25 protein-coding genes are annotated in these 26,801 nt (G+C 70.0%); 8 read left to right on the plus strand and 17 right to left on the minus strand.

The genetic code is table 11. The annotated features are described in order from the left end of the window. Window positions 1–87: 87 nt before the first annotated feature. The 3 genes from AB0B90_RS01515 to AB0B90_RS01525 all read right to left on the minus strand — a co-directional run bounded on the left by AB0B90_RS01515 (window position 88) and on the right by AB0B90_RS01525 (window position 2,975). Window positions 88–1,302, minus strand: coding sequence for an NADP-dependent isocitrate dehydrogenase (locus AB0B90_RS01515; RefSeq protein WP_350943440.1), 1,215 nt, complete (start codon window positions 1,300–1,302; stop codon window positions 88–90). A gap of 113 nt (window positions 1,303–1,415) precedes the next feature. Then, on the minus strand, window positions 1,416–1,706 hold the full coding sequence (locus AB0B90_RS01520) for a DUF3017 domain-containing protein (protein ID WP_350943439.1): 291 nt from the start codon (window positions 1,704–1,706) through the stop codon (window positions 1,416–1,418). Window positions 1,707–1,853: 147 nt separating this feature from the next. Then, window positions 1,854–2,975, minus strand: coding sequence for a citrate/2-methylcitrate synthase (locus AB0B90_RS01525; RefSeq protein ID WP_350943438.1), 1,122 nt, complete (start codon window positions 2,973–2,975; stop codon window positions 1,854–1,856). 181 nt (window positions 2,976–3,156) lie between these two features. Here AB0B90_RS01525 and AB0B90_RS01530 point away from each other — a divergent pair, with 181 nt between their 5' ends. Then, window positions 3,157–3,813, plus strand: coding sequence for an FHA domain-containing protein (locus AB0B90_RS01530; RefSeq protein WP_350943436.1), 657 nt, complete (start codon window positions 3,157–3,159; stop codon window positions 3,811–3,813). A 310-nt stretch (window positions 3,814–4,123) separates the two neighbouring features. Here the strand turns inward: AB0B90_RS01530 and AB0B90_RS01535 are convergent, their stop codons facing one another. The 3 genes from AB0B90_RS01535 to purN all read right to left on the minus strand — a co-directional run bounded on the left by AB0B90_RS01535 (window position 4,124) and on the right by purN (window position 6,669). Then, window positions 4,124–4,306, minus strand: a complete 183-nt coding sequence (locus tag AB0B90_RS01535; protein ID WP_350943434.1) for a hypothetical protein — start codon at window positions 4,304–4,306, stop codon at window positions 4,124–4,126. 151 nt (window positions 4,307–4,457) lie between these two features. Beyond that, window positions 4,458–6,002 carry a bifunctional phosphoribosylaminoimidazolecarboxamide formyltransferase/IMP cyclohydrolase gene (purH, locus tag AB0B90_RS01540; RefSeq protein WP_362920217.1) on the minus strand — a complete coding sequence of 515 codons (1,545 nt, stop codon included), beginning with the start codon at window positions 6,000–6,002 and terminating at the stop codon, window positions 4,458–4,460. A 46-nt stretch (window positions 6,003–6,048) separates the two neighbouring features. Continuing rightward, window positions 6,049–6,669, minus strand: a complete 621-nt coding sequence (purN, locus tag AB0B90_RS01545) for a phosphoribosylglycinamide formyltransferase (protein ID WP_350943431.1) — start codon at window positions 6,667–6,669, stop codon at window positions 6,049–6,051. Window positions 6,670–6,748: 79 nt separating this feature from the next. Between purN and AB0B90_RS01550 the strand changes: the two genes are divergently transcribed. Continuing rightward, window positions 6,749–7,159, plus strand: a complete 411-nt coding sequence (locus tag AB0B90_RS01550; protein ID WP_362920219.1) for a hypothetical protein — start codon at window positions 6,749–6,751, stop codon at window positions 7,157–7,159. Window positions 7,160–7,373: 214 nt separating this feature from the next. Here AB0B90_RS01550 and AB0B90_RS01555 read toward each other — a convergent pair whose 3' ends face one another. The 4 genes from AB0B90_RS01555 to AB0B90_RS01570 form a co-directional block, all read right to left on the minus strand. Further along, window positions 7,374–9,035 carry a DUF6350 family protein gene (locus AB0B90_RS01555; RefSeq protein ID WP_350943428.1) on the minus strand — a complete coding sequence of 554 codons (1,662 nt, stop codon included), beginning with the start codon at window positions 9,033–9,035 and terminating at the stop codon, window positions 7,374–7,376. 187 nt (window positions 9,036–9,222) lie between these two features. After that, window positions 9,223–10,098 (minus strand): succinate--CoA ligase subunit alpha, encoded by an 876-nt coding sequence (gene sucD / locus AB0B90_RS01560; protein ID WP_350943426.1) that lies wholly within the window; start codon window positions 10,096–10,098, stop codon window positions 9,223–9,225. After that, complete coding sequence (gene sucC, locus AB0B90_RS01565; RefSeq protein ID WP_350943424.1) at window positions 10,098–11,279, minus strand: ADP-forming succinate--CoA ligase subunit beta; 1,182 nt, start codon at window positions 11,277–11,279, stop codon at window positions 10,098–10,100. The genes sucD and sucC overlap by 1 nt, the downstream gene beginning before the upstream one ends. Window positions 11,280–11,567: 288 nt before the next feature. Beyond that, window positions 11,568–11,975, minus strand: a complete 408-nt coding sequence (locus AB0B90_RS01570; protein ID WP_350943422.1) for a cobalamin B12-binding domain-containing protein — start codon at window positions 11,973–11,975, stop codon at window positions 11,568–11,570. A 465-nt stretch (window positions 11,976–12,440) separates the two neighbouring features. Here AB0B90_RS01570 and AB0B90_RS01575 point away from each other — a divergent pair, with 465 nt between their 5' ends. Together AB0B90_RS01575 and AB0B90_RS01580 are read left to right on the plus strand one after the other, a co-directional pair. After that, the gene (locus AB0B90_RS01575; protein WP_350943420.1) at window positions 12,441–13,322 is read left to right on the plus strand and encodes a hypothetical protein; all 882 of its coding nucleotides are present in this window, start codon (window positions 12,441–12,443) and stop codon (window positions 13,320–13,322) included. Window positions 13,323–13,794: 472 nt separating this feature from the next. Further along, window positions 13,795–14,703 carry a hypothetical protein gene (locus tag AB0B90_RS01580; RefSeq protein ID WP_350943419.1) on the plus strand — a complete coding sequence of 303 codons (909 nt, stop codon included), beginning with the start codon at window positions 13,795–13,797 and terminating at the stop codon, window positions 14,701–14,703. Between the two features lie 276 nt (window positions 14,704–14,979). Here AB0B90_RS01580 and pcrA read toward each other — a convergent pair whose 3' ends face one another. Further along, window positions 14,980–17,244 (minus strand): DNA helicase PcrA, encoded by a 2,265-nt coding sequence (pcrA, locus tag AB0B90_RS01585; protein WP_350943417.1) that lies wholly within the window; start codon window positions 17,242–17,244, stop codon window positions 14,980–14,982. 118 nt (window positions 17,245–17,362) lie between these two features. Between pcrA and AB0B90_RS01590 the strand changes: the two genes are divergently transcribed. Then, entirely contained in the window at window positions 17,363–18,082 is a 720-nt protein-coding gene (locus tag AB0B90_RS01590) for a PIG-L deacetylase family protein (RefSeq protein ID WP_350943416.1), read from the plus strand. Between the two features lie 102 nt (window positions 18,083–18,184). On the opposite strand, the gene AB0B90_RS01595 is transcribed toward AB0B90_RS01590, so the two are convergent. From AB0B90_RS01595 to AB0B90_RS01620, 6 genes are all read right to left on the minus strand, one after another. Then, window positions 18,185–19,195 (minus strand): CPBP family intramembrane glutamic endopeptidase, encoded by a 1,011-nt coding sequence (locus AB0B90_RS01595; protein ID WP_362920222.1) that lies wholly within the window; start codon window positions 19,193–19,195, stop codon window positions 18,185–18,187. A 123-nt stretch (window positions 19,196–19,318) separates the two neighbouring features. Beyond that, a complete protein-coding gene (locus AB0B90_RS01600; RefSeq protein WP_350943412.1) occupies window positions 19,319–19,597 on the minus strand; it encodes a WhiB family transcriptional regulator in 279 nt (92 codons plus the stop codon). A 270-nt stretch (window positions 19,598–19,867) separates the two neighbouring features. Continuing rightward, complete coding sequence (locus AB0B90_RS01605) at window positions 19,868–20,542, minus strand: neutral zinc metallopeptidase (RefSeq protein ID WP_350943410.1); 675 nt, start codon at window positions 20,540–20,542, stop codon at window positions 19,868–19,870. 55 nt (window positions 20,543–20,597) lie between these two features. Continuing rightward, window positions 20,598–22,067, minus strand: a complete 1,470-nt coding sequence (locus AB0B90_RS01610; RefSeq protein WP_350943409.1) for a glutamate-cysteine ligase family protein — start codon at window positions 22,065–22,067, stop codon at window positions 20,598–20,600. Between the two features lie 51 nt (window positions 22,068–22,118). Further along, the gene (locus AB0B90_RS01615; protein WP_350943408.1) at window positions 22,119–22,757 is read right to left on the minus strand and encodes a response regulator transcription factor; all 639 of its coding nucleotides are present in this window, start codon (window positions 22,755–22,757) and stop codon (window positions 22,119–22,121) included. A gap of 67 nt (window positions 22,758–22,824) precedes the next feature. Then, entirely contained in the window at window positions 22,825–24,039 is a 1,215-nt protein-coding gene (locus AB0B90_RS01620; protein ID WP_350943406.1) for a PspC domain-containing protein, read from the minus strand. A gap of 142 nt (window positions 24,040–24,181) precedes the next feature. On the opposite strand from AB0B90_RS01620, the gene AB0B90_RS01625 reads away from it, so the two are divergent. The 3 genes from AB0B90_RS01625 to AB0B90_RS01635 all read left to right on the plus strand — a co-directional run bounded on the left by AB0B90_RS01625 (window position 24,182) and on the right by AB0B90_RS01635 (window position 26,799). After that, window positions 24,182–25,810, plus strand: a complete 1,629-nt coding sequence (locus AB0B90_RS01625; RefSeq protein WP_362920225.1) for a PspC domain-containing protein — start codon at window positions 24,182–24,184, stop codon at window positions 25,808–25,810. Then, window positions 25,800–26,006 (plus strand): hypothetical protein, encoded by a 207-nt coding sequence (locus AB0B90_RS01630; RefSeq protein ID WP_362920227.1) that lies wholly within the window; start codon window positions 25,800–25,802, stop codon window positions 26,004–26,006. Before AB0B90_RS01625 ends, AB0B90_RS01630 begins: the two co-directional genes overlap by 11 nt. Before the next feature lie 217 nt (window positions 26,007–26,223). Then, window positions 26,224–26,799: an ABATE domain-containing protein gene (locus AB0B90_RS01635; protein WP_362920229.1), complete on the plus strand. Its 576-nt coding sequence runs from the start codon at window positions 26,224–26,226 to the stop codon at window positions 26,797–26,799. Window positions 26,800–26,801 lie beyond the last annotated feature (2 nt).

The raw sequence follows: 26,801 nt of genomic DNA on the forward strand, positions 1-26,801 counted from the left end.
TGCGAGTTCTACAGGTCCTGCGGGTTCTGCGTGCGACGGTGCCGGCCGGGTGAGGGCCGGTGCCGCCGGAGACCGGTCGGGTGCCGGTCAGCCCATCTTCTTCTTCAGGTTCTCGTCCAGGGCCGCCAGGAAGTCCTGGGTGGTCAGCCACTTGGCGTCGCCGCCGACCAGCAGGGCGAGGTCCTTGGTCATCTGGCCGCCCTCGACGGTCTCGACACAGACCTGCTCGAGCTTCTCCGCGAAGTCGATCAGCGCGGGGTTGTTGTCGAGCTTGCCGCGGTGCTGCAGGCCCCGGGTCCACGCGAAGATCGAGGCGATCGGGTTCGTGGAGGTGGGGTTGCCCTTCTGGTGCTCACGGTAGTGGCGGGTCACCGTGCCGTGGGCGGCCTCGGCCTCGACGGTGCGGCCGTCGGGGGTGAGCAGGACCGAGGTCATCAGGCCGAGCGAGCCGAAGCCCTGCGCGACGGTGTCGGACTGGACGTCGCCGTCGTAGTTCTTGGCGGCCCAGACGTATCCGCCCTCCCACTTGAGCGCCGCGGCGACCATGTCGTCGATGAGGCGGTGCTCGTAGGTGATGCCGGCGGCGTCGAAGTCGGCCTTGAACTCGGTCTCGAAGACCTCGGCGAAGATGTCCTTGAAACGGCCGTCGTAGACCTTCATGATCGTGTTCTTCGTGGAGAGGTAGACCGGGTAACCGCGCGACAGGCCGTACCGCATGGAGGAGCGGGCGAAGTCGCGGATCGACTCGTCCAGGTTGTACATCGCCATCGCGACGCCGGGGCCGGGGAAGTCGTAGACGTCGAGCTCGATCGGCTCCGAGCCGTCCTTGGGGGTGTAGGTGAGGGTGAGGCTGCCCTCGCCGGGGATCTTCAGGTCGGTGGCGCGGTACTGGTCGCCGAACGCGTGACGGCCGATGATGATCGGCTTGGTCCAGCCGGGAACGAGCCTCGGCACGTTGGACATGATGATCGGCTCACGGAAGATGACACCGCCGAGGATGTTGCGGATGGTCCCGTTCGGGGACTTCCACATCTTCTTGAGGCCGAACTCCTCCACCCGAGCCTCGTCAGGGGTGATCGTGGCGCACTTGACGCCGACGCCGTACTGCTTGATCGCGTTCGCGGCGTCGATCGTCACCTGGTCGTCGGTGGCGTCGCGGTGCTCGATCCCGAGGTCGTAGTACTTCAGGTCGACGTCGAGGTAGGGAAGGATCAGCTGGTCCTTGATGAACTGCCAGATGATCCGGGTCATCTCGTCGCCGTCAAGCTCGACGACGGGGCCCTCTACCTTGATCTTGGGCATGCGTGTGGTTCCCCTTCTGAACTAATTTGGCCAGACAGTCCTTTTTGAGGCTCACTGGCCGTTGAGGCTATCGGACCGGGCCCGTCGCCTGGCGACGCACCCGTTCCTCCGACCTATCGCATCGGCATGAGCGCCGGATATTCGAGGATCAGCCCGCCCACCATGAGCGCGATTCCGAGACCCGCGAGGGTGAGGACGTCGGTCGTCTTGCGGCGCACGGCGAGCCGCCCGCCTCCGGCCAGCCTGGCCAGCGCCCCCAGCGTCATGACGGCACCCAGGGCGAAACCGCCCCACTCGGGCATGTCAAGCAGCACCGCGAAGACAATGGCGGCGACCGCGCCGACCGCCACCAGTGGGTACGCGCCCCAGCGCTCCTCGTTCGCGTTCACCGCTCGCGCGTTCACCGGCCCATCACTCGCTCTCGCCTCCGACTCATCGATTCCGACCTGTCCGATCCCGGTTCTTCTGATTCGGGGTCACATGATCCCGGTGCGCATGATCCCATTTCCTCTGATTCCAGGTCATACGATCCCTGATCACCTGATCCCGGCTCATCGCTCGGTGATCGGCTTCCACTTCTGGTCACGCTCGCCGATGTACTCGCTGTCCGGACGGATCAGCCGGTTGTCGGCGTGCTGCTCGATGACGTGCGCGGTCCATCCTGACATGCGGCTCACGGAGAAGACGGGAGTGAACAGGTCCGTCGGGATGCCGAGATAGTGGTAGACGGTCGCCGCGTAGAAGTCGACGTTCGGGTAGAGGCCCTTCGTCTCGAAGACGACCTCCTCCATCTCCTTGGACATCCGGTAGTACGTGTCGTCGCCGGACGCCTCGCCGAGCTCCCGCGACATCCTGCGCAGGTGCGTGGCCCGCGGGTCCTCGGTCTTGTAGACGCGGTGCCCGAAGCCCATGATCTTCTCTCCCGCGGAGAGCCTGTCCCGTACGGCCTGGGCGACGGAACCCGCGTCGAGCGACTCCAGGGTGCGCATGACCTGCTCGTTGGCGCCGCCGTGCAGGGGGCCCTTGAGGGTGCCGATCGCCGCCACCACGGCCGAGTGCATGTCGGACAGGGTCGCGGCGCAGACGCGGGCGGCGAACGTGGAGGCGTTCATCGTGTGGTCGGCGTGCAGGACCAGGCAGGCGTCGAAGATCTCGACCTCGCGCTCACCGGGGGTACGGCCGGTGATCTGGAGGAGGAAGTTCGCGGCCACGCTCAGCTCGGGGTCCGCGTCGGGAACGGCGGTGCCCGTCCTGGCCGCGTGGTAGCGGGCGACGAGGATCGGCTGCTGTGCGGTCAGCCTGGCGGCCTTGCGCAGGTTCGCCTCGGGGTCGTTGGTGTCCTTGTCGGGATCGTCGCCTCCGGCCAGCGAGACCAGCGTGCGCAGCGCCTCCATGGGGGCCTGCTTCTCCGCGATCTCCGGGATGTTGGCCTCGACGAGCGCGCCGAGCGTGCGCCCTCGAACCAGTTCCTCGCCGTACGCCGACAGCTGCTCCCGGGTGGGGAGGGTGCCGTACTGGAGCAGGTGGGCGGTCTCTTCGAAGGTGGTGCGGCCCGCCAGATCGTGGATGTCGTAGCCACGATAGAAGAGGCGACCGGCCTGACCGTCGATGTCACTGAGCGCTGTGGATGCGGCTACGACATCGGCGAGACCTTTGGTGGGTTTGTCCGCCATAAGTGTTTCCTCCGCTTATCTGTGCCCGAAGTCTACCTGTGAGCAGCGGAAACCCTCCCGAGAGGTGCACGCCAATTTCACGTGGGATTCTCCTTCTGGCAAAGGCGATTCCCCATCACCTCGTCTGGGTAAGCCGGAGCTGTAGGAATAGTTACGGCGGGCTACCTGGGGAGGAACTGCCGTGGAGGGGCCGTTCATACGCATCGAGGACACAGGCGAGGTGGTCCCGTTGCGCCCCGAGATCACGACGATCGGACGTGGCCGGGGAGTGGACATCCGGCTCACCGATCCGAGTGTTTCCCGGCTGCACGCGGAATTCGTCCGGCGCGGACCCTACCTGTACGTCGTTGACCTGGGCCTGTCCCGCAACGGCACTCGGGTCAACGGTCGGCCGATCGCCCGGAGGGTGCTTGACGACGGTGACGTGGTGTCCTTCGGTGCGGCACGAGGCAGGATCGGCGGAGTGCCACGCGAGGACTTCGCCCCGGAGATCGAGCTCCGCCGCGCCGCGGCGCCGGAGCTGACCAGGCGGGAGGTTGATGTCCTGACGTCACTGTGTCGTCCGGCGCTGTCGGACGAGGCGTTCGTCGCACCGGCCACGGCCAGGGAGATCGCCGACGATCTGGTGGTGACGGAGGCGGCTGTCAAACAGCACCTCCTGCGCCTCTACCAGAAGTTCCGGATCCCGGAGGGCACCAACCGGCGCACCAGGCTGGCGAACGAGGTCGTCGCCCTGGGGCTGGTCAGGCCCACCCCCGTGGTGCCGCCGCAGCGCGCGGCCGGCGCTCCCGAGCCTCAGACCGCGTCGTCCACCACCGCGAACCGCAGGGCCTCGTGAGCGAGGCCCGGTGGCCGCGGATCCTGTGAGCAAGGTCTCATGGACGGGCGCACCGAACGGGTCGGGCAGGACCGGATCATCCGGTGAGTGCCGGGCGGGTCCGGTGAGCGAGGTCTCGCGAACGAGCGAGCCGAATGGTTCGGGCGGGTCCGGATGATCCGGTCCTGCCCGAGACATTCGGTGTCGCCCGTGCTGTCAGGCGACGCCCGTACCGTCAGGCACCGCCCGTGCTGCCAGGCGACGCCATGACCGTCAGGCGTCGCCGGGCCTGCTCCGCGTCCCCGAGGGAGAAGGGCCCGAGATCGCGGGGTCAGCCGCGCTCCGCCTCCCTCGCCTCCTTGCGCTCGATGATCCTGCGGGTGAAGGGGATCCACTCCATCGCCCGCCCACTGAGGTAGGCCGCGCCGAGCGCGAGAATGATCATCATCCAGGGGCTGATCCAGACACCATGCATGATCACAAAGGCGTACAGGGCGTGGTCGAGCAATGGCATGAGGAGGCTCCACGACTGTGACGAAAGGGATGCTTCAGACTAACCGCAGGTCAAAGCTTTTTCATCCAGGTGGTCCTGTCTAATCCGCCACTTTCCTATCTCCTGTGCGCAGCCGCCACAGTCGTCGCGACGGCCGCGCAGCGGGAGCGGGTCAGTGGAAGAAGTGGCGGGTTCCGGTGAAGTAGAGGGTCACCCCGGCCGCCTCGGCGGCCGCGACGACCTCCTCGTCCCTGATCGAACCGCCCGGTTCCACGACCGCCTTCACACCCGCGTCGATGAGGATCTGCAGACCGTCGGGGAAGGGGAAGAACGCGTCGGAGGCCGCGGTGGCACCTGAGGCTCGCTCGCCCGCCCGGGAGACCGCGAGCCGCGCCGAGTCGACCCGGTTGACCTGACCCATGCCGACACCCACCGACGCGCCGTCCGAGGCGAGCAGGATCGCGTTGGACTTCACCGAGCGGCACGCCCGCCAGGCGAAGGCGAGGTCGGCGAGCACCTCCGCGGAGGCGGCGGGTCCGGCCTTCAGCTCCCAGTTGGACGGATCGTCGCCCGGGGCGTCGACCCGGTCGGCGGTCTGCACCAGCAGGCCACCGTCGATCCGGCGGAACTCCGCCGGGTTGGACGGCCCCGCGGGGCAGGACAGCAGCCGGATGTTCTTCTTGGCGGTGAGCACCTCCAGCGCCTCCGCCGTGAAGGAGGGCGCCACCACGACCTCGGTGAACACCTCGGCGATCTGCCGGGCCAGCTCCCCGGTCACCTCCGCGTTGACCGCGATCACCCCGCCGTACGCCGAGACGGGGTCGCAGGCGTGGGCCTTGCGGTGCGCCTCGGCGACGTCCGCGCCGATCGCGATGCCGCACGGGTTCTGGTGCTTGATGATCGCCACGGCGGGCGCGTCGAAGTCCCACGCGGCCCGCCACGCGGCGTCGGCGTCGAGGTAGTTGTTGTAGGACATCTCCTTGCCGTGCAGCTGCTCGGCGTTGGCCAGGCCGTCCTTCTGCCCCGAGTACAGGGCGGCGCCCTGGTGCGGGTTCTCGCCGTAGCGCAGCGACGACCGCAGCTCCCAGGCCGCGCCCATGTAACGCGGCCACGCGCCCTCCTCGGCGGCGTAGACGCTCGCGAACCAGGAGGCCACCGCGGTGTCGTAGGCGGCGGTGTGGGCGTACGCGGCGGCGGCCAGGCGGCGGCGCTCGGCGAGGGTGAAACCCCCGTCCGCGATCGCGGCCAGCACCTCGCCGTACGAGGCGGGGTCGACGACCACCGCGGCGGTGCCGTGGTTCTTCGCCCCGGCCCGGATCATCGCGGGGCCGCCGATGTCGATCTGCTCCACGCACTCGGCGTCGGAGGCGCCCGAGGCCACGGTCTCCTGGAACGGGTAGAGGTTCACCACCACCAGCTCGAACGGCTCGATCTCCAGCTCTTCGAGCTGCTTGGTGTGGGACGGGTTGCCGCTGTCGGCGAGCAGCCCGGCGTGCACGCGCGGGTGCAGCGTCTTGACCCGGCCGTCGAGGCACTCGGGGAAGCCGGTCAGCGACTCGACAGGAGTGACGGGGACGCCGAAGGAGGCGATCTTCGCGGCGGTGCCCCCGGTGGAGACGATCTCCACACCCGCGGCGTCGAGCCCACGGGCCAGCTCCTCCAGCCCGCTCTTGTCGTACACCGCGATCAACGCGCGCCGGATGGCGATGCGGGTCACTTCGTGCTCCTCCTGGTTGGTTCCGGGTTTCCCCCGGGAACCCGGCTCATCCGCCGGGTCGTCCGAATCGAACAATCCTGCCGGTGACGGTCCAGCCCTCGCGGGCCATCCGGCCGACGGTGTCGACGAGCAGATGACGCTCGACGGTCTTGATGCGCTCGTGCAGGGTCGGCTCGTCGTCGCCGTCCAGCACGGGCACGGCCTCCTGAGCGATGATCGGCCCGGTGTCGACGCCCGCGTCGGCGAGCATCACGGTGCAGCCGGTGACGCGCACGCCGTACGAGAGCGCGTCACGGACGCCGTGCGCGCCGGGGAAGGAGGGCAGCAGGGCGGGATGGGTGTTGAGGACCGGGAAGGCGTTCAGCGTCGGCGCGCCGAGGATCTTCATGAACCCCGCGCAGACCACGAGGTCCGGCCGGTACTCGGCGATCCGGGCGGCGAGCCTGCCGTCCCACTCCTCGCGGGTGGGGTGATCGGCCAGCCTCTCCACGAAGGTCGGCACCCCCGCGCGCTCCGCACGGGTCAACCCCTCGATACCGCCGCGATCGGCGCCCACGGCCACGATCCGGGCACCGTAGGTCTCGTCTGCCACAGCGTCCAGCAGGGCCTGTAGGTTGGTTCCAGAACCGGACACGAGAACCACAAGCCGAACGGCCTGGGATGACACCGACGCACTCCATTCGGACGGGGACTCACGCCGCTGCAAGGGTATCGGCCTGTCCGTACGAACGATGCAAGGAGGTCAGGTGACACCACCGGTCGAGGTCCGGCCCGCTGAGAGCGCCGGTCGCAGGGCGCTGTGGCTCGCGGTCGCCGCGGCGGTGATGACGCTGCTGCTCCCCCTCGCGGGGATCGTCATGGCGATCTTCGCCCTCGCCACCTCGATCCGCGCGATCGGGACGCTCCGCGCCATCCCCAAGCCGGCGGGCACCGCCGTGGTGGGCGTCGTGCTGTCGGCCACGGCGTTGCTGATCTCGATCGCGGTGACGTCGCTGCAGTTCTACTTCGGTGACGAGCTGGCCGCCTACACCGAGTGCGGCAGGGGCGCGGGCACCGTGGCGGCGCAGAACCAGTGCGTGGAGCAGCTCGAACGGGCGATGGAGAAGAAGCTGCCCTTCCTGGAGCCCGGCCAGGTGCGCTTCCCCTTCCCTCCCTGACCGGCGCGGCTCTCATCGCCCGGTCCTGACCGGCACGGGACTTCACCCGACGCGACTCTGACCGGCTTGGATCCGTCGGCCCCTGTTCGGCGCGAGGCTTCTCCCGGCGCCTCCCTGACCGGCTCGGACCTGCTCGGCTCTCATCGCCCGGCTCCGACCGGCACAGAGCTTCACCGGCTTGGATCGATCGCTCGGCCCGGACCTGCGCGGAGTCTCAGTCGCGGTCCCAGGCGTAGGGGTCGACGTAGATGACGTGGCCGCCCTTGTCGTCGCTCTCGTCGACGATGTCGCGCCGGGGCGGGCGCGGCGGGTCGGGGCGGCGGGCCTTCTGCGGGTTCTCCGCCGCGGCCGAGGCGTGCTCGTCCTCCCAGTCGTCCCTGATGACCGGGATCGGCTGGGTGTCGCACTCCGTGGCGTCCAGCCAGTAGCCGGGGAGTTTCTGGAGTTCCTCCGGCTCGGCGAAGCCGACCTTTCCCGCCGCCGAGGCCGCCGCCTTGGCGATCTTGGCACCCGCCTTGCGCACCGGTGCGGTGGCGGTGCCGACCTTGGCCGCCGCCTTGGTGACGGCCGTGTTGTGCCCGCGGAAGATCAACCACCAGTTGGCCAGTCCCGCGGCGATCCCGGCCGCGACGCCCACCTCCAGGGTCACCGAGACCATCACCTCCCAGCCCGAGGGACCCAGCGCGGCCAGCCGCGAACCGCCGAGCGAGCCGCCGGAGAGCGCGGCGAGCAGGCCCGCCACCGTCCCGGTCGCGAGCCCGCAGGCGAATCCCCACAGCGGCGCCCCCTCGTACGAGGGGGAGGGCGAGATCCGGACGACCAGGACACCCGCCACGGCCCCGGCGAGGAAAGGCACCGCGATCACGATCATCACCCAGGCCGGCGTCGGGCCCGCCTCGGGCAGCGCGCCCAGGATCGGCAGGCTCGGGACCGTGCCGAGCTGCACGCCCGTCGGCGCGACCAGCGTGCCGGTGCCGACCGCGAACCCCGGACCCGCGATGTAGGCGAGGCCCCAGATGACGGCGTTGAGCAGGTAGAGCCCCTGCACCAGCAGGAGCAGCGCACCTCCGACGAACCCCGGCGCCAGGATCCCGGAGAGTTCCCGCACCTGCCCGAAGTTGACCACGACGGCCCCGGCCACCATGACGGCGCCCGCGACGAGCATGATCCCCAGCGCGGCGGACGTCCCGGCCACGACCGAGCGCAGCCGCTCGGGCAGCAGGCGCAGCATCGAACGCCAGGGGCCGATCGTCCTGGCGACGGCCACCGAGCCCGCGAGGAAGGCCAGCACCAGATGGCTGGCCAGCACGTCGCCGAGGAAGGGCTGGGTGATCTCGTTCCTGGTGACCAGCGCGATCAGCCCGGCCAGCAGCGCGTACGGCGCCGCCAGCGAGATGCCCGCCTGCGCGATCAGGACCAGCTGCGCCCTGCGGCGGGCGTTGGACACCTCCTTCGGGGTGTTCTTGGGCAGCCTGGCGGGCAGCCGGAGCCGCAGATCCGCGTCGCGGGCCATCCACATCCCGGCGCGGTACAGCAGGAAGGCGGGCAGGATCGTCAGCCCGAGCGGAAGCAGGCCCACCGAGCCGCCGGGGATCGCGAAGCCCGCGTGGTGCGCGGCGAGCCAGAGCTGCGACGCGGTGCGGAACACCGCGGGCAGTCCCGCGCCGAGCGCGCCGCGGGGAGCGGCGATCCAGCCGACCAGGGTGAGCGTGGTGAGCACCGCCAGCCCCACGCCGAGGGTCCACGCGGCGGCGAGCATTCCGGAGACGGGAAGCGGCCGACGGGCGTCGTCGTCGTCACCCGTGAGGCCGGGCAGGGGGATACGGCTGAGGACGTTACGGGGAGCCGTCCGTAGCTGATCGAAAAGGGCCGTCACAGTAGTCGATGCTCTCAGGATCTTCGGTGCGGAAGGGACTCCCTCGCCCGCGTGTCGCGCACCGCGTCACGGGATCTCCCTGTGGTATCCGGGTGACGCCGACACGGAAACCGCATGGCGAAGGGCGCCCGGCGAGATGCCGGACGCCCTTTGAAAGTGGGCGGGGCCGTGGCCCCGGAGCCGTGCGTCAGAGCGACTTGACGACCTCGCGCATCAGGCGGGCGGTCTCGCTCGGGGTCCTGCCGACGCGGACGCCGACCTTCTCCAGCGCGTCCTTCTTCGCCTGGGCGGTGCCGGCCGAGCCGGACACGATCGCGCCCGCGTGGCCCATGGTCTTGCCCTCGGGGGCGGTGAAGCCCGCCACGTAGGCGACGACCGGCTTGGTGACGTGCTGCTCGATGTAGGCGGCCGCGCGCTCCTCGGCGTCGCCGCCGATCTCGCCGATCATCACGATCGCCTCGGTGCCCGGGTCGTCCTGGAACGCCTGCAGGGCGTCGATGTGCGTGGTGCCGATGACCGGGTCACCGCCGATGCCGACCGCGGTGGAGAACCCGATGTCGCGCAGCTCGTACATGAGCTGGTACGTCAGCGTGCCCGACTTCGAGACCAGGCCGATGCGGCCCGCGCTGGTGATGTCGGCCGGGATGATCCCCGCGTTCGAGGCGCCGGGCGAGGCGATGCCGGGGCAGTTGGGCCCGATGATCCGGGTCTTGCCGCCCTTGGCGACCGCGTACGCCCAGAACTCGGTGGTGTCGTGGATCGGGACGCCCTCGGTGATGACCACGCAGAGCGGGATCTCGGCGTCGATCGCCTCCTTGACGGCGTCCTTGGTGAACGCCGGGGGCACGAAGACGACCGACACGTCGGCGCCGGTCTCCTTGATCGCCTCCGCGACGGTGCCGAAGACGGGCAGGCCCTCGTGGACGGTGCCGGCCTTGCGTGCGTTGACGCCGCCGACGACGCGGGCGCCCGAGGCGAGCATCCGGCGGGTGTGCTTGGTGCCCTCACCGCCGGTCATGCCCTGGACGATGATCTTGCTGTTCTCGTTCAGCCAGATGGCCATTACGCACCTACCGCGGCGAGTTCGGCGGCGCGCTTGGCCGCATCGTCCATGGTGTCCACCAGTTCGACGCCGGGGAGCTTCGCGTCGGAGAGAATCTGACGCCCGAGTTCGGCGTTGTTGCCGTCCAGGCGGACGACGAGCGGGCGGCTCACGCTCTCGCCCCGGGCCTCCAGCAGTTGGAAGGCCGAGACGATGCCGTTGGCGACCGCGTCACAGGCGGTGATGCCGCCGAAGACGTTGACGAAAATCGACTTCACCGCGGGGTCGGAGATGATGATCTCCAGACCGGCCGCCATCACCTCGGCCGAGGCGCCGCCGCCGATGTCGAGGAAGTTGGCGGGCTTGGGCGTGCCGGGGAACGCCTCGCCGGCGTAGGCGACGACGTCCAGGGTCGACATGACCAGGCCGGCGCCGTTGCCGATGATGCCGACGGAACCGTCGAGCTTGACGTAGTTGAGGTCCTTGGCCTTGGCCGCGGCCTCCAGCGGGTCCTCGGCGGCCTTGTCCTCGAAGGCCGCGTGGTCCGTCTGGCGGAACGCCGCGTTGTCGTCGAGGGTGACCTTGCCGTCGAGGGCCTTCACCTGGCCGTCGGCGGACAGGATCATCGGGTTGACCTCGACGAGAGAGGCGTCCTCGTCGACGAAGGCGCACCAGAGCTTCTCGATGAGCTCGGCGGAGCCGTCGAGCGCGGCCTCCGGCAGCCCGCCGGCCTGGGCGATCTCACGGGCCTTGGCCCGGTCGACGCCGTCCAGGGGGGAGATCGGGATCTTCGCGACCTTCTCCGGGGTGCTGTGCGCGACCTCTTCGATGTCCATGCCGCCCGCGGCGGAGCAGATGGCGAGGAACGTACGGTTGGCGCGGTCGAGCAGGAAGGAGAAGTAGTACTCCTCCGCGATCGCGCTCGCCTCCTCGATCAGGACCTTGTGGACCGTGTGGCCCTTGATGTCCATGCCGAGGATGTCGGTGGCCTTCCGCTCGGCGTCGGCGGCGTCGTCGGCGACCTTCACGCCACCGGCCTTGCCGCGACCACCGGTCTTGACCTGGGCCTTGACGACGACACGGCCGGTCAGCTCCTCGGCTGCCGCCCGTGCCTCCTCCACGGTGTGCGCGACCACGCCGCGCGGCACCGGGATGCCGTACTCCGCGAAGAGCTCCTTCGCCTGATGTTCGAACAGGTCCACGAGGGTCCGTCCTTGCTTGTCCGGCTGGTGTACAGATGAGAGCGGGCCGACTCCATGATCCAAGGGGAGCCCGACGGTTTTGCGCCAATGACCCGACGGTTTTGCGCCAATGAAGCCTAGCCCGCCTGATGACATGACCAGGTAACCGGGTTCCAGATCGTACGCCTCGAACGCTGTGAGCGCCGAACCGACAGGCCCTGCCGCCGCCCCGTGAGATCGTTCACCGGAGCGGCGAGCGACCTGTCAGAGATCCGTCGGAGTGGCGGGAGACCGGCCCGAAGGGGGATGTCAGACGGGCGAGGGGATCGCGCTGCGCACCCAGTCGACGATCTCCTGGGTGGTGGCGCCCGGGGTGAAGACGCGTGCGACGCCCATCTCCTGGAGCGCGGGCATGTCGTCCTCGGGGATGATCCCGCCGCCGAACACGACGATGTCGCTCGCGTCGTTCTCCTTCAGCAGCTCCAGCACCTTCGCGAAGAGCGTCATGTGCGCGCCGGACAGGATGGACAGCCCGATCGCCGCGGCGTCCTCCTGGATCGCGGTGCGCACGATCTGCTCGGGCGTCTGGTGCAGGCCGGTGTAGACGACCTCCATCCCGGCGTCCCGCAGCGCCCGCGCCACGATCTTCACACCCCTGTCGTGGCCGTCCAGCCCCGGCTTGGCGATGACGACGCGGATTCTTGACACGGCATCCATCCAGACCTCCTTGTCTGCGCTCCCCTCGCGACGTGGGAACTGTCGGAAGCGTAACCGGCCACGTCTCACCGGGGTCGGCGGGCCACCGCGACCGGCACATCTCGCCGGAGTCGGCGGGCCGTCGCGAACCACATTACAGCGGCGCCGATTTCATCGTTTTTTCTCGTACGGCGCCACGGCCGCCGCCCGAACGACCGTGCCCCGGTTAAACCGGCGGGAATGCGCGGGAGGGCCGAGGTCCCGCGAAAAACCCACGAAAAAAAGGAAACCGACCGTCCGTGGTCGACCGGAAACAGACCCGTGTCTCCGTAGGGCCCCCAAAGGTCCAGAGGACGCCTCTGCACCGAATATGCACGTTTAATTCAAGGCGATCCTCCAAATGCGCTACCATTTCGTGATCTTGCCCCGCAAGAATGTGTTTCCCCTCCCCAGCGGGGTGGAGGGATCAATCAGGAGGATCTTCCTTTGAAGCGATACATCGCCGGTCTGGCGTGCGCCGCGACGGCCATGCTGGGCGTTCCGGCGCTGGCATCGACCGCGCACGCGCAGGCCGCCGACCCGGTCAGTGCGCTGAAGAAGCAGTTCAAGAGCGGCCTTGGCGTCACCTACGTCGACACCACGAAGGTGCGAGCCTCATACGGCAGCGCGGTCACGGCCCAGCGAAAGGGGGTGTTCCAGTTCGGCGCCTCCGGAATCAACGCGTCCGACCAGACCACCAAACTGCGCTTCAAGGCGAGCGACATCGCGGCGATTTCCGAGGAGCTGAGCGAGGAGGACGCCAAAGTTCTGGCCGGGCTGACCTCGCCCGAACGGGTGATCCGCGTCAAGAACACCTCCTACATCTCCGGCGGAATCTTCGGCCAATTCCTGCCCGACGACAAAACGTGGCTGAAGACTCCCAGCGGCATCCTGGGCAACAACGGCCGGTTGAGCCAGCTTGTCAACCCGGCCGAACCCGCGACGCTCAAGGCCCTGCTCGCGCGCGCCACGGTCAAGCGTCCGACCGCCTACTCGGGGAAGATCACCTTCGGTGAGCTCTACAAGGTCTCACCGTGGTTCCGGGCGGGCATCTTCATTCCCCCGACCGCCAAGCAGTCGAAGACCGTGGTGCAGTGGAAGCTGGTTCTCGGTTCCGACCTGCTCGCGAGGAAACTGACCACCAGCTACTCCGCCGGCGCCCTGGGCGCCCCGGGAGGGACGACCCTCTCGGTCGAGACCCGATACACCGGTTGGGGCTCCAAGGTCACGGTCAAGGCGCCGCCCGCCGACCAGGTCGCCCAGCCCGGTGACCTCGATGAGGGCGTGGAGGCCGACGCCCCCATCCAGCTGCTGAGTGGCGCCAGCTGATCGTCTTTCTTCGGTCGCCGCGTCGGTCACACCACGCCGATCGCTTCGTACCGATCGCATTTCGCCGGTCGCCACACGATGATCACACCGCGTTGACCGTCCCGCGCTGACCACCCCGAACCACACGAGCCGCGCCCGGTGGGCCTCACCCGCCGGGCGCGGCTCGCGGCGTTTCCATGTGCGCGGGATCCGACACATGCGAGACCTGACGTGCTCGGGAGCCGACGGGCTCGGGAGCCGACGGGCTCGGGACCCGGCGCGTCGAAGGATCCTCCTACCGCCTGGGACGATCGGCTGTCCGGCATGTTCGGCTCCCGGTATGGTTCGGCAGGCGGTCGGCGCCCTCCGCGTTCTTCGGTCACACGGGACTCGCCGGCTTCGGCGGTTCTTGATCCGATATTTCGGGATATAGGCAAGAATCTTCTTCCGCCCTCAGCGACGACGCGAGGACACATACGGGAGGACCCCCTCGATGAGGCGAATGATCGCCGCCCTCACCGGCGCCACCGTGGCAGCTCTGATCGCTCCCACGCTGGTCGCCGTCACTCCGGCGAGCGCGAAGACCACCCCGGCCGCGACGGCCTCGGCGGCCGACCCGGTCTCGGCATTGAAGCGCCACTTCAGGACCCACAGGGGCGTGAAGCTCACCGAGAACACGAAAGTCGTCGGTGAGGGCAAGAAGCACCGGGCGATCTTCACCCGGCGGAGCGGCGTGCTGGAGTTCGGCAGGACCGGCCTGGTCGCCTCGGACCTCACCACCAAGTTCAACCTGCCCGCAGAGGATGGCGAGCTCAAGGGCCTGTTCACCCCGTCGCGGACGATCTCGCTGAAGGGCGTCTCCTACACCTCGGGCGGCATCTTCGCCGAGTCCATGCCCGAGGGCAAGAAGTGGCTGCGCACTCGCGGCGACACGGCCTACCTGGTCAGCGCCGTCCAGCAGATCATCAGCACCGTCGAGCCCGCCACGCTGCGGGCGACCCTGGCCCGCACCACCGCCAAGCGTCCCGGCGGGACGTGGGACGGGACCCGGACCACGGTCCACTCGGGCACGATCACACTGGCCGAGCTCTTCAAGGTCTCTCCCGCGGTGCGCGCGATGCTGGTCAAGAAGCCCACCGGCAGGTCCGCGACGCTCCCGGTGACCTGGAAGATCTACGTCGGCTCCGACCAGCTGGTCCGCCGGGTCGTGTCGTCGTACACGGAGTCGACCCGGGGCCTCAACAGCACCGAGCTGTCCTACGTCAACGACACCCGCTACACCGGCTGGGGCACCAAGGTCACGATCAAGGCGCCGCCCGCCGGCCAGGTGGTCGAGTTCGACGAGCTCATCGGTGACACCTCCCCGCCGGAGGACCCCATCGGAGAGATCTTCAAGGGCTGAACCGCACGCCGCCCGAGGTGATCGGCGACTCGAAGACCGGTCCGAGGCGATCACCGAGGGCATCTCGGACGGGATGAGTGCCCGGCGAGCGACAGCCGGGCACTCGTCGGACACCTCCGCCCGGACACCCCGGCTCTCGGCACCTCTCGCTCGATTACGGTCGGTCGACGTCCGGCATCGTCATCCGGTGCCGGACCCGCGGGTCCCGAAGGTCGAAGCGACGGAGCTCTCCGGGCCGTGGAGTAAGTCAGCCCAGCGTGGATCGCCGGTCGCGGGTCAGAGCTTCTCCAGCGGCGCGTACGCCAGCAGCAGGGTCTTCTCTCCCCCGCCACCGAAGTCGATCTTGACCTTGGTCTTCTCCGCGACGCCGTCCACCGACACCACCGTGCCCAGACCGAACTGGTCGTGGGTGATCCGGTCACCGGGGGTGAGGTTGGGGATCTGCCTGCCGCCGGGCTTCCTCGCCGGGGCGGGGCGGGAGTCGCGGCGGGTGGCGGCGCTCCAGGCGCTCTTCTCCGGGTCGCTGCGCCAGTCGACCAGCTCGGACGGGATCTCGGCGACGAACCGGGACGCCGGGTTGAACGCGGGTGAGCCCCAGGAACTACGGACGGCCGCCCTGGAGATGTAGAGGCGCCGCTCGGCCCTGGTGATGCCGACATAGGCCAGGCGACGCTCCTCCTCCAGCTCCTTGGGCTCGCCGAGAGAGCGCATGTGCGGGAAGACCCCGTCTTCCATGCCGGTGAGGAACACCACGGGGAACTCCAGCCCCTTGGCGGTGTGCAGCGTCATCAACGTCACCACGCCCTGACCGCCGTCGGCCGCCGGGATCTGGTCGGCGTCGGCGACCAGGGAGACCTGCTCCAGGAACTCGACCAGCGTGCCCTCGGGATTCGCCTCCTCGAACTCGGAGGCGACCGAGATCATCTCGTCCAGGTTCTCCAGGCGGCTCTCGTCCTGCGGGTCGTTGGAGGCGGTGAGCTCCAGGCGGTAACCGGTGCTCACCAGCACCTCCTGGGCCAGCTCCGAGGGCGTCATGTCGTCGGCCTTCACCATGAGCTCGTCCATCAGCGCGACGAACTCGCCGATGGCCTTGAGCGAGCGGGTGGCCATGCCCGGCGCCTCGTCCGCCCGGCGCAGCCCCTCCCAGTAGGGGATCCGCTCCCTGGTCGCGAACGCCTCGACCATCGCCTCGGCCCGCTCGCCGATGCCGCGCTTGGGCACGTTGAGGATGCGGCGCAGCGAGACCACGTCGTTCGGGTTGGACAGGAAGCGCAGGTAGGCGAGCAGGTCGCGGACCTCCTTGCGCTCGTAGAAGCGCACCCCGCCCACCACCTTGTAGGGCAGACCGGTCCGGATGAAGATCTCCTCGAACACCCGGGAGGCGGCGTTGGTCCGGTAGAACACGGCGACCTGGCCGGGAACGACGTCCTCGTCGTCGGTGAGCCTGTCGACCTCCTGGGCGACGAACATGGCCTCGTCGTGCTCGTTGTCGGCGACATAGCCGATGATCTTCGCCCCGGCGCCCTGGTCGGACCAGAGGTTCTTGGGCTTGCGGCTCGCGTTGCGCGAGATCACCGCGTTGGCGGCGGACAGGATCGTCTGGGTGGAGCGGTAGTTCTGCTCCAGCAGGATCGTCCTCGCCTCCGGGTAGTCGCGCTCGAACTCCAGGATGTTGCGGATCGTCGCACCGCGGAAGGCGTAGATCGACTGGTCGGCGTCACCCACCACGCACAGCTCGGCCGGAGCGACCCTGCTCTCGCCACCCTCCCTGACCACGTCACCGTCGGCGGTGCGCGGCTCGGGACGGCCCGCGATCTCGCGGATCAGGGTGTATTGGGCGTGGTTGGTGTCCTGGTACTCGTCGACCATGATGTGGCGCCAGCGGAGCCGGTAGTGTTCGGCCACGTCGGGGAAGATCTGGAACAGCGTCACCGTCAGCATGATGAGGTCGTCGAAGTCCATCGCTCCGGCCTCGGTGAGCTTCTGCTGGTAGTTGCGGTACGCCTCGGCGAGCTTGCGCTCCAGATGGGTGGACGCCTGGGCCGCCGCCGTCTCGTAGTCGATCAGCTCGTTCTTGAAGTTGCTCACCTGGGCGGAGAACGACCTCGGCGGGTAACGCTTGGGGTCGAGGTCCATCTCGCGGCAGACCATCGCCATCAGGCGCTGGGAGTCGGCCTGGTCGTAGATGGAGAAACCCGAGGGGAAGCCGAGGCGCTTGGCCTCGCGGCGCAGGATCCGCACGCACGCGCTGTGGAAGGTCATCACCCACATCGCCGCCGAGCGCGGGCCGATGAGCCGGTCGACCCGGTCCTTCATCTCCCTCGCGGCCTTGTTGGTGAAGGTGATCGCCAGGATCTCCTGCGGCTGCACGCCCCGCTCACCCAGCAGGTAGGCGATGCGGTGGGTGAGCACCCGGGTCTTGCCGGAACCCGCACCCGCGACGATGAGCAGGGGGCTGCCGTGGTGCACGACGGCCTCGCGCTGCTGAGGATTGAGCCCGTCGAGCAACGGATGGGTCAGGGAAGCGGCTGGGATCGACACGTCCCCTAGGTTAGAACGACCGACCGACAACCGGGTCCAGTCGTCGTCAAGGAATGCGGGTGGACTCGCCCACGGTTGTGACGACCGAGCGGTACGCGGAAAACGAAAGGGTCCTCCCATGCTTTCGGAAAACGAGATCAGCCGCGTGCTCGCGGTCACCGCGCATCCCGACGACGTGGACTTCGCCGCCGCGGGAACCATGGCGCTGTTCACCGCGCGAGGTGTCGAGGTGACGTACTGCGTGGTCACCGACGGTGACGCCGGCGGCTTCGACCGCGAGCTGGACAACACCGGGATGGCCGAGCTGCGCCGGACCGAGCAGTCCAACGCCGCCAAGGCCGTCGGGGTGACCGACGTGCGCTACCTCGGCCGCCACGACGGGACCGTGGTGCAGAGCTTGGAGCTGCGGTGCGAGATCACCCGGGTCATCCGCCAGGTCAGGCCCGACCTGGTGATCACCCACAGCCCCGAGCGCAACCACCGGTTCATCGCCCCCAGCCACCCCGACCACCGGGCGGTCGGCGGCTGCACCCTCGACGCCGTCTATCCCGACGCGCGCAACCCGTACACCTTCCCCTCGCTGCTGCTCGACGAGGGACTTGAGGCGTGGACCGTCCGCGAGGTCTGGCTCAACGGCGGCCCGACGCCCGACCACTACGTGGACGTCACCGACACCTTCGACCGCAAGCTCGCCGCCCTGCGCGCCCACGCCAGCCAGATCGACCACCTGGACGACTTCGAGGACTTCCTGCGGGGCCGCTTCTCGCAGATCGCCACCGAGGCGGGCTTCGGCGAGGGTCGCTACGTCGAGGCCTTCCAGCGGGTCATCACCGTCTGATCTCCCCGCGCGCAGGCCGGGAGGGCACGGCCCGGGAAGAGCCGGGAAGGCACGGCCGGGGGCCGAGACCGGGAGAGCACTGCCGGACCCGCCGGCGCGGGGTCACCTCGGCAGCGGTCCGCGGCCCGAGGCCGGCTCCTCCGGCGGGGCGAGGCGGGCGAACAGGTAGCCCAGGGAGTTGGTCGCGACGTGGAACAGGGCGGGGGCGGCGAGGCCGCCCCTCCTGCGCAGCTCGGTGAAGAGCACCCCGGCGAGGCCCGTCGTGACCACCGACCCGGCCACGACGCGCGCCACCTGCCACGCGGGCGCCCCCTCCGGGCCTCGTGGCACGCCCGGCGCGTCCGGTCCGGCGGGCACAGCCGGTACGCCGGAGCCGTCCTCGCCTCCCGTTCCCCGCGCGCGAGAGGCGCGGACGACCGGGACGCCGGGGCCTTCGCCTCCCGTCCCCTCCGTACGGGAGCCACGGGAGCCACCGGAGCCCGCGGCGTCGGGGACACCGGGAACGCCAGGGGCGCCGGGGGCGCCGAGGGCCTCCCCCGTGGCCAGGCGGCTCAGGGCGGGGTTGGCGGCCATCATGTCGACGGCGGGCAGGATGTGCCAGAGGCCGAAGAGGACCGAGGAGACGGCGGTCGCCGTACCGTGGCCGTGCGAGCGGGCGACGAGGGCGTGCGTCACCCCGCGAAAACCGACCTCCTCCAGCAGGACCGTGCCGAACGGCACCTGGATCAGGGCCTCCTCCAGCGCGCGGGCGCGCGACAGGGACAGGGCGCGCTCGTCGCGGAAGAACCTGCGGGTGGCCGGCACGGCGATGCCGGCGGCGTAGGCCCCGGCCACGGCGGAGGCGAGCGCGCCACCGATCCGCAGGCCCCGCGAACGCCGGTGGAACCCCAGCTCGGCCCAGGAGAGCCCGGAACGGCGGGCCATGACGACCAGCGCGCCGGTGGCCGCGGCCGAGGTCAGCGGTGCCAGCCTCGGCGCCAGGCGGTTGTTGAGCACGTTCGCCGCCACCAGCACCGCCACCGTGCCTGCCAGGGTGCCCGCCAGTGTGCCCGGCAGAGCGCCGGGCACCGCCTCGGATCCGGCACGGGCGGCTCGTCCCGGCTCGCGTTCCATGCCCACGACTCCCTCGGACGTCGTCTCGCGCCCCGCCTGCCGGGCCGCGCCGGGGATCGCGACCTCGGGCCCGCCCCGCGCCTTCGATGATCCCCGCCGATCCGGCACGAATCCGGTTCGAGGCTACGCGACGGGGGCCCGGCCCGTGGCGGCCTGGCGCCAACCGTCGGGGAAGCGCAGGCCGCGGCGTTCCTTCACCGTCAGGCCACCCCAGATCCCCTCCGGCTCGGCCGCACGGAGCGCGTAGGCCCGGCACTCATTCAGCACCGGACACCGCTCGCAGACCGCCTTCGCCCGCGCCTCGTGCTCGGCCGACTGCGTCAGCGGGAAGAACAGCTCGGGATCGCTCGTACCGCAGGCACCTCGCGCGGCCCAGCCGATCTCTCGCACCGTCATCCGCATGCCATCACCCCCTGGTCGCTCCCCGCCCTCAGCGTAGGTGGACCGGGACGGCCCGGCATCAACCTCCCGGCGGATTCATGTGTACTCATCGCGGCGTACTTTCGTCGCGGCCTGGTCAGGCGGGTGCCCAGCCCGGCGGCTCCTCCGGCTCCCCCGCGGCTCCCACGCGGCGGCTCCGGACGCCCGGACGTGAAACCGCGCGAGACCATCGCGGACGTGGTCCCCGGCTCCGGGGCCTCTCGGCTCCCGCGCGATGACTCCCGGTGCGCCTCAGCAGACGCTCGTCCCCTGGTTGTAGCCCTTGACGAACAGCTCCTGGCGCTGCCCCGCCGTACCGTGGGCGTCCGGACGCAGCCAGTCGTCGGTGGGGTCGCCGGCCGCGGCGAGGTTGAGCAGGAGTTCGTCCTCGTCGCCCGGCTCGGTCTGCAGCGCGCCGCCCTTGACCAGCGCCCCGAGGGTTCCTCCGGCGTAGCAGTCGGCCTGGAGTTCCTGCTCGATGCTCAGCCGGAAGGCGGTGTTCAGCTGTGCCTGCACCGCGTGGCCGAACTCGTGCGGGATGATCACGTAGACCGAGCCGTCGCCCATCCGCTCGTAGAGCTCGTTCATCCACCTCTCGTCGTAGGCGATGAAGTGCCCCACCGGGCAGTAGAAGGCGTTGTTCGGCACCGAGGGCTGCCCGCCGCAGTCGGGCCCGTTCTCTCCCTGGTAGGCGGTGAACGCGGCGACCGGGCGGTAGGTCAGCCCCGCCGCGGAGAAGGTCTGCTTCCAGTAGGCCTCGGTGAGCTCCCTGGCCAGCTCTACGTCCGACTCGAACGTCTCCCCGCGCGCGCTGGGCGTGGCCCGCTCACCGGCGGGACCGGCCTCCGGTTCCGGGCCCTCCCCGACGCTCCCGCAGGCGGTGACGGCCGCGAGCACGAGCACGAGGAGAAAAGAAAACGCTCTCATGAACCCATCGTGACGGAGTTACGCTCCCCGCGCGCGGAATCGGCACGACCGGGGTTCAGGGGGACGGCCAGGTGTGGACGGGCTCGTTGGTGTGCATGTTCTCGATGTAGTGCAACGTCATCCGGCGCAGCGCCTCGTGCCTTTCGAGGTCGCCGAACGCGTTCACCATGTCGATCTGCCAGCTCGCCCCGGTCGTGCCCGTCAGGCAGCGCTGCTCGACGATCCCCAGCAGCCGGTCCCTGGAGTCGGGGGCCACGCCCCACAGGTCGAGTCCCTCGTGGGCGAGCGGCAGCAGGCGGCGCAGGATCAGTTCGGACGCGGCCACCTCACCGAGCCCCGGCCAGAAGAGCCTGGCGTCCAGGCCGTGCCGTGCCGCGGCGTGCAGGTTGTCCTCGGCCGCGGCGAACGACATACGCGTCCACACCGGGCGCTCGGCGTACGGGAGGACGCGCATGAGCCCGTAGTAGAAGGCGGCATTGGCGGCGACGTCCGCCACCGAGGGCCCGGCGGGCAGCACCCGGTTCTCCACCCGCAGGTGCGGGGTGCCGTCCACGACCGCGTAGATCGGCCGGTTCCACCGGTAGACGGTGCCGTTGTGCAGGGTCAGCTCGCCGAGCTGCGGGGTGATCCCGCGTGCCAGTTCCTCGCGCGGGTCCTCCTCGTCGCACAGGGGCAGCAGCGCGGGAAAGTAGCGGGCGTTCTCCTCGAAGAGGTCGAAGACCGAGGTGATCCACCGCTCGCCGAACCACACCCGGGGCCGGACGCCCTGGGTCTTCAGCTCCACCGGGCGGGTGTCGGTGGCCTGCTCGAACAGCGGGATCCTGGTCTCCTGCCAGAGCCTGCGGCCGAACAGGAACGGCGAGTTGGCCGCCAGCGCCACCTGGGGGCCCGCGATGGCCTGGGCGGCGTTCCAGTTGGCGGCGAACGCCTCGGGGCTGACCTGGAGGTGGAGCTGCAGGCTCGTGCAGGCGGCCTCGGGGGTGATGCTGTCGGCGTAGGTCTCCAGGGACTCGTCGCCCTCGATCGACAGGTGCAGGTCCTCGCCCCTCGCCGCGAAGATCTGCTCGTTGAGGAGTTTGTAGCGGGGGTTGGCCGACAGGGTGCCCTCGTGGACGTCGCTCTCCCGCAATGTGGGCAGGATGCCGACCATCACCATGTGCCCGCCGACGGTGCGGGCCTGTTCCTCCGCGTGGTTGAGACGGTCCCTGATCACCTTCTCCAGCCGGGCCGCACCGTCTCCCTCCAGCGACTCCGGCAGGACGTTGATCTCCACGTTGAACTGGCCCAGCTCGGTCCCCCAGTCGGGCTCGGCGATCGCCTCCAGCACCTCGGTGTTCTTCATCGTGGCCTCGCCGCGCTCGTCCACGAGGTTGAGTTCGATCTCCAGCCCGGCCCGGGGCCTGTCGAACTCGAACCTGGACTCGCGCAGCAGCTGCGCGAAGACGTCAAGGCACCGCCGAACCTTGTCCCGGTAGCGCCGCCGGTCCTCGCGGCTGAACACCATCGCGGGTACATCGCGTCCCATACTTCGCAGAGTCGCACATAAGTAACTGCTCGTACAGGAGGGGGTGAAGGTTCAGACCAGGCGGCGCGCCGTGGCCCAGCGGGACAGCTCGTGGCGGTTGGAGAGCTGCAGCTTGCGCAGCACGGACGAGACGTGGGTCTCCACGGTCTTCACCGAGATGAACAGCTCCTTGGCGATCTCCTTGTACGCGTACCCCCGGGCGATCAGCCGCAGGACCTCGCGCTCGCGCTGGGTGAGCGAGTCGAGTTCGGGGTCGATCGGCGGGGCCTCGCTGGAGGCGAACGCGTCCAGCACGAACCCCGCCAGCCTCGGCGAGAAGACCGCGTCGCCCTCGGCCACCCTGCGGATGGCGTCGGTGAGCTCCCGCCCGCTGATGTTCTTGGTCACGTATCCTCGCGCGCCGCCCCGGATCACGCCGATCACGTCCTCGGCCGCGTCGGAGACCGACAGGGCGAGGAAGCGCACCGTGGAACCGGAGCCGAGGACCCGGCGCAGCACCTCCTGGCCTCCGCCACCGGGCATGTGCACGTCGAGAAGGACCACGTCGGGCCCGAGGGCGGCGATCGCCTTGACCGCGGACTCCACGTCCTCGGCCTCCCCGATCACCTCGATGGAGTCTCCGAGCTCGGCCCGTACCCCGGAACGGAACAGACGGTGGTCGTCGACGATCAAAACCTTCACCACGCTCATCGGACTTCCCCTCGCGGTCCCGAGGTCCGCCTTCCGGCCGGCCGCACGACTTCGGCTCGCTCGATACTCACGTCTTCTCCAGCTTCATGGTCAGCATCACTTCCGTGCCCTCGCCGGGCTCGGTCCGCACCCGGGCGCTGCCCCCGTGGCGTTCCATCCTGCCGATGATCGACTGGCGGATACCCATACGATCCTCGGGCACCTCGCTCATGTCGAACCCGGCCCCCCGGTCCCTGACGAAGACGGTGACCTCGTCCGGCTCCGTCTCGGCGTACACGGAGACGACCTCGGCACCGGAGTATTTCGCGGCGTTGACCATGGCCTGCCTCGCGGCCTGCATCATCGCGGACAGTTCGGGGGTGAGCGGGCCGTCGCCGACACAGACGACCTCGATCGGCACCCCGTGCGCGTCCTCCTCCTCGGCCGCGACCCGCCGCACGGCCGCGGCCACCGACGCGTCGGCGTCCTGCTGGGGCTGGTAGAGCCAGTTGCGCAGCTCCCGCTCCTGGGAGCGGGCGAGCCGCATCACCTCGCGCGGGTCCTGGGCGTTGCGCTGGATGAGCGTCAGCGTGTGCAGCACCGAATCGTGCACGTGGGCGGCCACCTCGGCGCGTTCCTCCTGCCGGATGCGCTCGCGGCGCTCGCGCTGAAGCTCCTTCCACAGGGCGGCGAGCCAGGGCGCCGCGATCAGCGCGACACCGCCCACGACCACCATGGTGAACACGATGCCGGGACGGGCCTTGCCCAGCTCGTCGTTGGCCACCAGGAAGCCGATCGCGCCGACCACGACGAGCACGAGCCCGAGGAACGTACGGACCCGGTTCTGGCGGACCTGCCCGACGGTGTGGTTCATCCAGCGCTGCCGCCGGTCGGGGTCGGCCTGCTGCCACAGGATCAGCGAACCGATGCCGCCCACGGCGAGCGGCCAGGCCCCGATCCCGGTCTCCGAGGCGCCGGTGAGCCAGCCCAGGGCCGTCAGCGCCAACCCGATCGCGCCGTACGCGGCGAGCTGGCTCCAGTCCCTCGAAGGCTCCCTGCCCTCGTGCGGCTCGCGCGGGGTGAACATCCACAGCGCGGCGTACGCCAGGGTGCCGAACCCGCCCAGAACGGTGAGCAGCACGAAGGTCAGCCGCAGCACGACCGGGTCGAGCCGGAGCTGGGCGGCGGCGCCCTGGGCCACCCCTGCGATCAGCCGTCCTTCCACCGGCCGCACAAGGCGGGGGAAAGGGGCTTCTTCGGGTGTCACGGGCGCCGAATCACGAACTGTCTGTCGGTCAGCCATATCGTCAGCATCGTCACATGAACCAGCCTGCCACTGCATCAGGCGTTCCCCTGAAGCGACCCTGAGAGAGGCATCCCCCCTCCGGGACGACTCAGGGGTCTCCCGGATGCGTCACGGACCGGGAAAGGCCACGATTGACCATATGAACGACACCGGGCGGGCCCATGGTCCGGCGAGCTCGCCGTCCGCCTCCTCCTTCTCGGCAAAGCGCTCCGAGGAGCGTTTCGAGGAGCACGGCCTGAAGCGCAGCAACGAGGGACGGATGCTCACGGGCGTCTGCGCGGGGCTGGGGAGATACGCCCAGATCGATCCCGTGGTGCTGCGGGTCGGCTTCGCGGTCCTGGTGCTCGGCTCCGGTATCGGCATCATGCTCTACCTCGCGGCGTTCCTGCTGATGCGCGAGACCGACGGCGGCCCCGGCTACTTCGAGCAGTGGACCCGGCGCGACTTCGACAGCGAGACGGTCCTGACCCTGCTCACCGGCCTGTTCGCCCTCGGGCTGATCGTCAACGTCTCCTCGGACGGCATCGGCACCGGCACGGTCGTGGTCGGCACGGTGTTCGCGATCGCCCTGCTCGCCGCCCACTCCCGCGGGGTCGACCTGCTGGCCGTGGCCAGGTCCCTGCCCGATCGGCTGCGCAGGCGCCGCACCCCGCACCCGCCCGGCCGGTGGCCGGGCCCGTCCACCCCCGCAGGACCGCCCGGAGTCGGTGAACGGGACCCGGCCGCCCACGCCGCCGCGCCCTGGGCCACCGGCCCTACCGCGTACGCCGGAGCTCCGACGGCGGGCCCTCCCGGCACCACCTCGGGAGACACCGCTCACGCCGCGCCGCGGCCGGGCGGTGAGACGGTCACGGAGCCGTACGCGCCCGAGGCCGGACCGGGCTCCACGACGTCCCATCCGCTCCCCACTCCGCAAAGCCCCACCGGGCATGCGCCGGGCATGCCCACCGGTCCCGCCATGCCACCGCGGGAGGCACGCGGCGAGACCCCGCAGGACCCGTACTACGCCCACACGAGGCCGTCCTTCGACTCCTCCGGCGCCCCCTTCTCGCCGTACGGCCCCTACCAGCCTCTGGATCCCCGGAGGCGGCAGCCCTACTCCCCCTACGACCCGGCCGCGTACGGCGGGCCGGTGGTGGCACCACCCGCCCCGCGACGGCCCAGGTCGCTCGTCGGGAGCATCACCATCTGTCTGGCCATGATCGTTGGAGGGGTCATCGTGGCGATCCAGTCCGCCTCGGGATCGGTCAACATGACGGTCGTCGGCGGCGCGGTACTCGTCGTCATCGGCGCCGGCCTGCTGGTCGCCACCTGGTTCGGCCGGGGAGCGGGACTGGTCGCGACCGGCACGATCCTGTCGATCGCCCTGGTCGCGGGGCCCACGCTGGGCGGTATGCCGAAGAAGTTCGGCGACTTCGACTGGCGGCCCGTCACCCTGTCCGAGGTGGCCCGCGACTACTCGGTGGGCGTGGGAGCGGGCAGACTCGACCTGAGCGACCTGGTCCTGCCCCAGGGCTCACGGACCATCGTGGACGTCTCGATCTCGGTCGGCTCGATAAGCGTGATCCTGCCCGCGACGGCCAGAGTCGAGGTGAACAGCGCCACCAGGTTCGGCGACATCAAGATCGACCATGCGGTGGAGGGAGGGGCGGACATCGCGCACAACAAGATCCTGGAGCCCGAGGTGCCCCCCAAGGGCGACGTGGCGACCATCGTGCTGAACGTGAAGGCCGGCATCGGGGACGTGGAGGTGCGCCGTGCGGCCTGACATCGACAGGGCCGAGCAGCGTCGCGTACACCGCACCGACTGGATGGCCCTGCTCAGCGGCGTGGTCTTCATCGCGGCCGGGATCGTCTTCATCAGCGAGCCGTCCGTCTCGCCGCTGGTCATGCTCACGATCCTGGTGGGCGGCCTGGGCTTCGCGGGTCTGGTCGCCATCCTGGCCAAGTCCGTCCGGCGTTAGAACCGCGGGCCTCACACCTCACAGTCGAGAACGGCACGGGCTCCTGGCTCGCGAACGAGCGGTTCACCGATTCGCCCTCGCATCTCACCGTCAAGGACGGCACGGTCCGCGCGGTCACGCAAGGCCGTCCGGCGCCAGGACCACGAGCTTCACCTCCCCGATCCCGCCGCCCCCGGGTCTCACGGCAAAAGGCCAGATCAGGCATTAGAGTCGGAGCATGTCCGCCCTGGAGTTCGTCAGCACCGTCCGCGCGACGCGGGCCGGACTCACGGACACGCTCGCCGACGTGGCGGGCATGACCGCGTGGGGCCGGGCGCACGCCGCCGAGCTGGGGATCGACTCGGACTTCGTCGCCTCGGAGCGGCTGCGGGTCGAGGTGGTGGAGCTGCGGCAGGCCGTACGGGCGCTCTTCGCCAGGGCGGTGAAGCCGGGCGCCGCGAGCGGCGCGGACGCGCACCGGCTTCCCGGTTTCGCCGAGTCGCTCGACCTGGTCAACGCCGCGGCTCTCGCCGTGCCGCTCGCCGCGCGGCTGGAGTGGCCGGCCGAGGGCGTTCCCCGGGCACGTAGCGTCCACGGCGACGGGGTCACGGAGTCGGCGCGGATCCGGGCGGCCCTCGCGACGTCGGCGATCGAGCTGCTCGCCGGGCCTCAGCGGGAGCGGCTCCGCACCTGCCCCGCGCCGCGCTGCGTGCTCTACTTCCTCAAGGACCACGCCCGGCAGGAGTGGTGCTCGGTCGGCTGCGGCAACCGTGCCCGCGCGGCCCGCCACTACCACCAGCACCGCGACGGCTGACG

Origin of the sequence: Streptosporangium sp. NPDC049078 (assembly GCF_040648855.1) — a bacterium.
Classification (GTDB): Bacteria; Actinomycetota; Actinomycetes; order Streptosporangiales; family Streptosporangiaceae; genus Streptosporangium.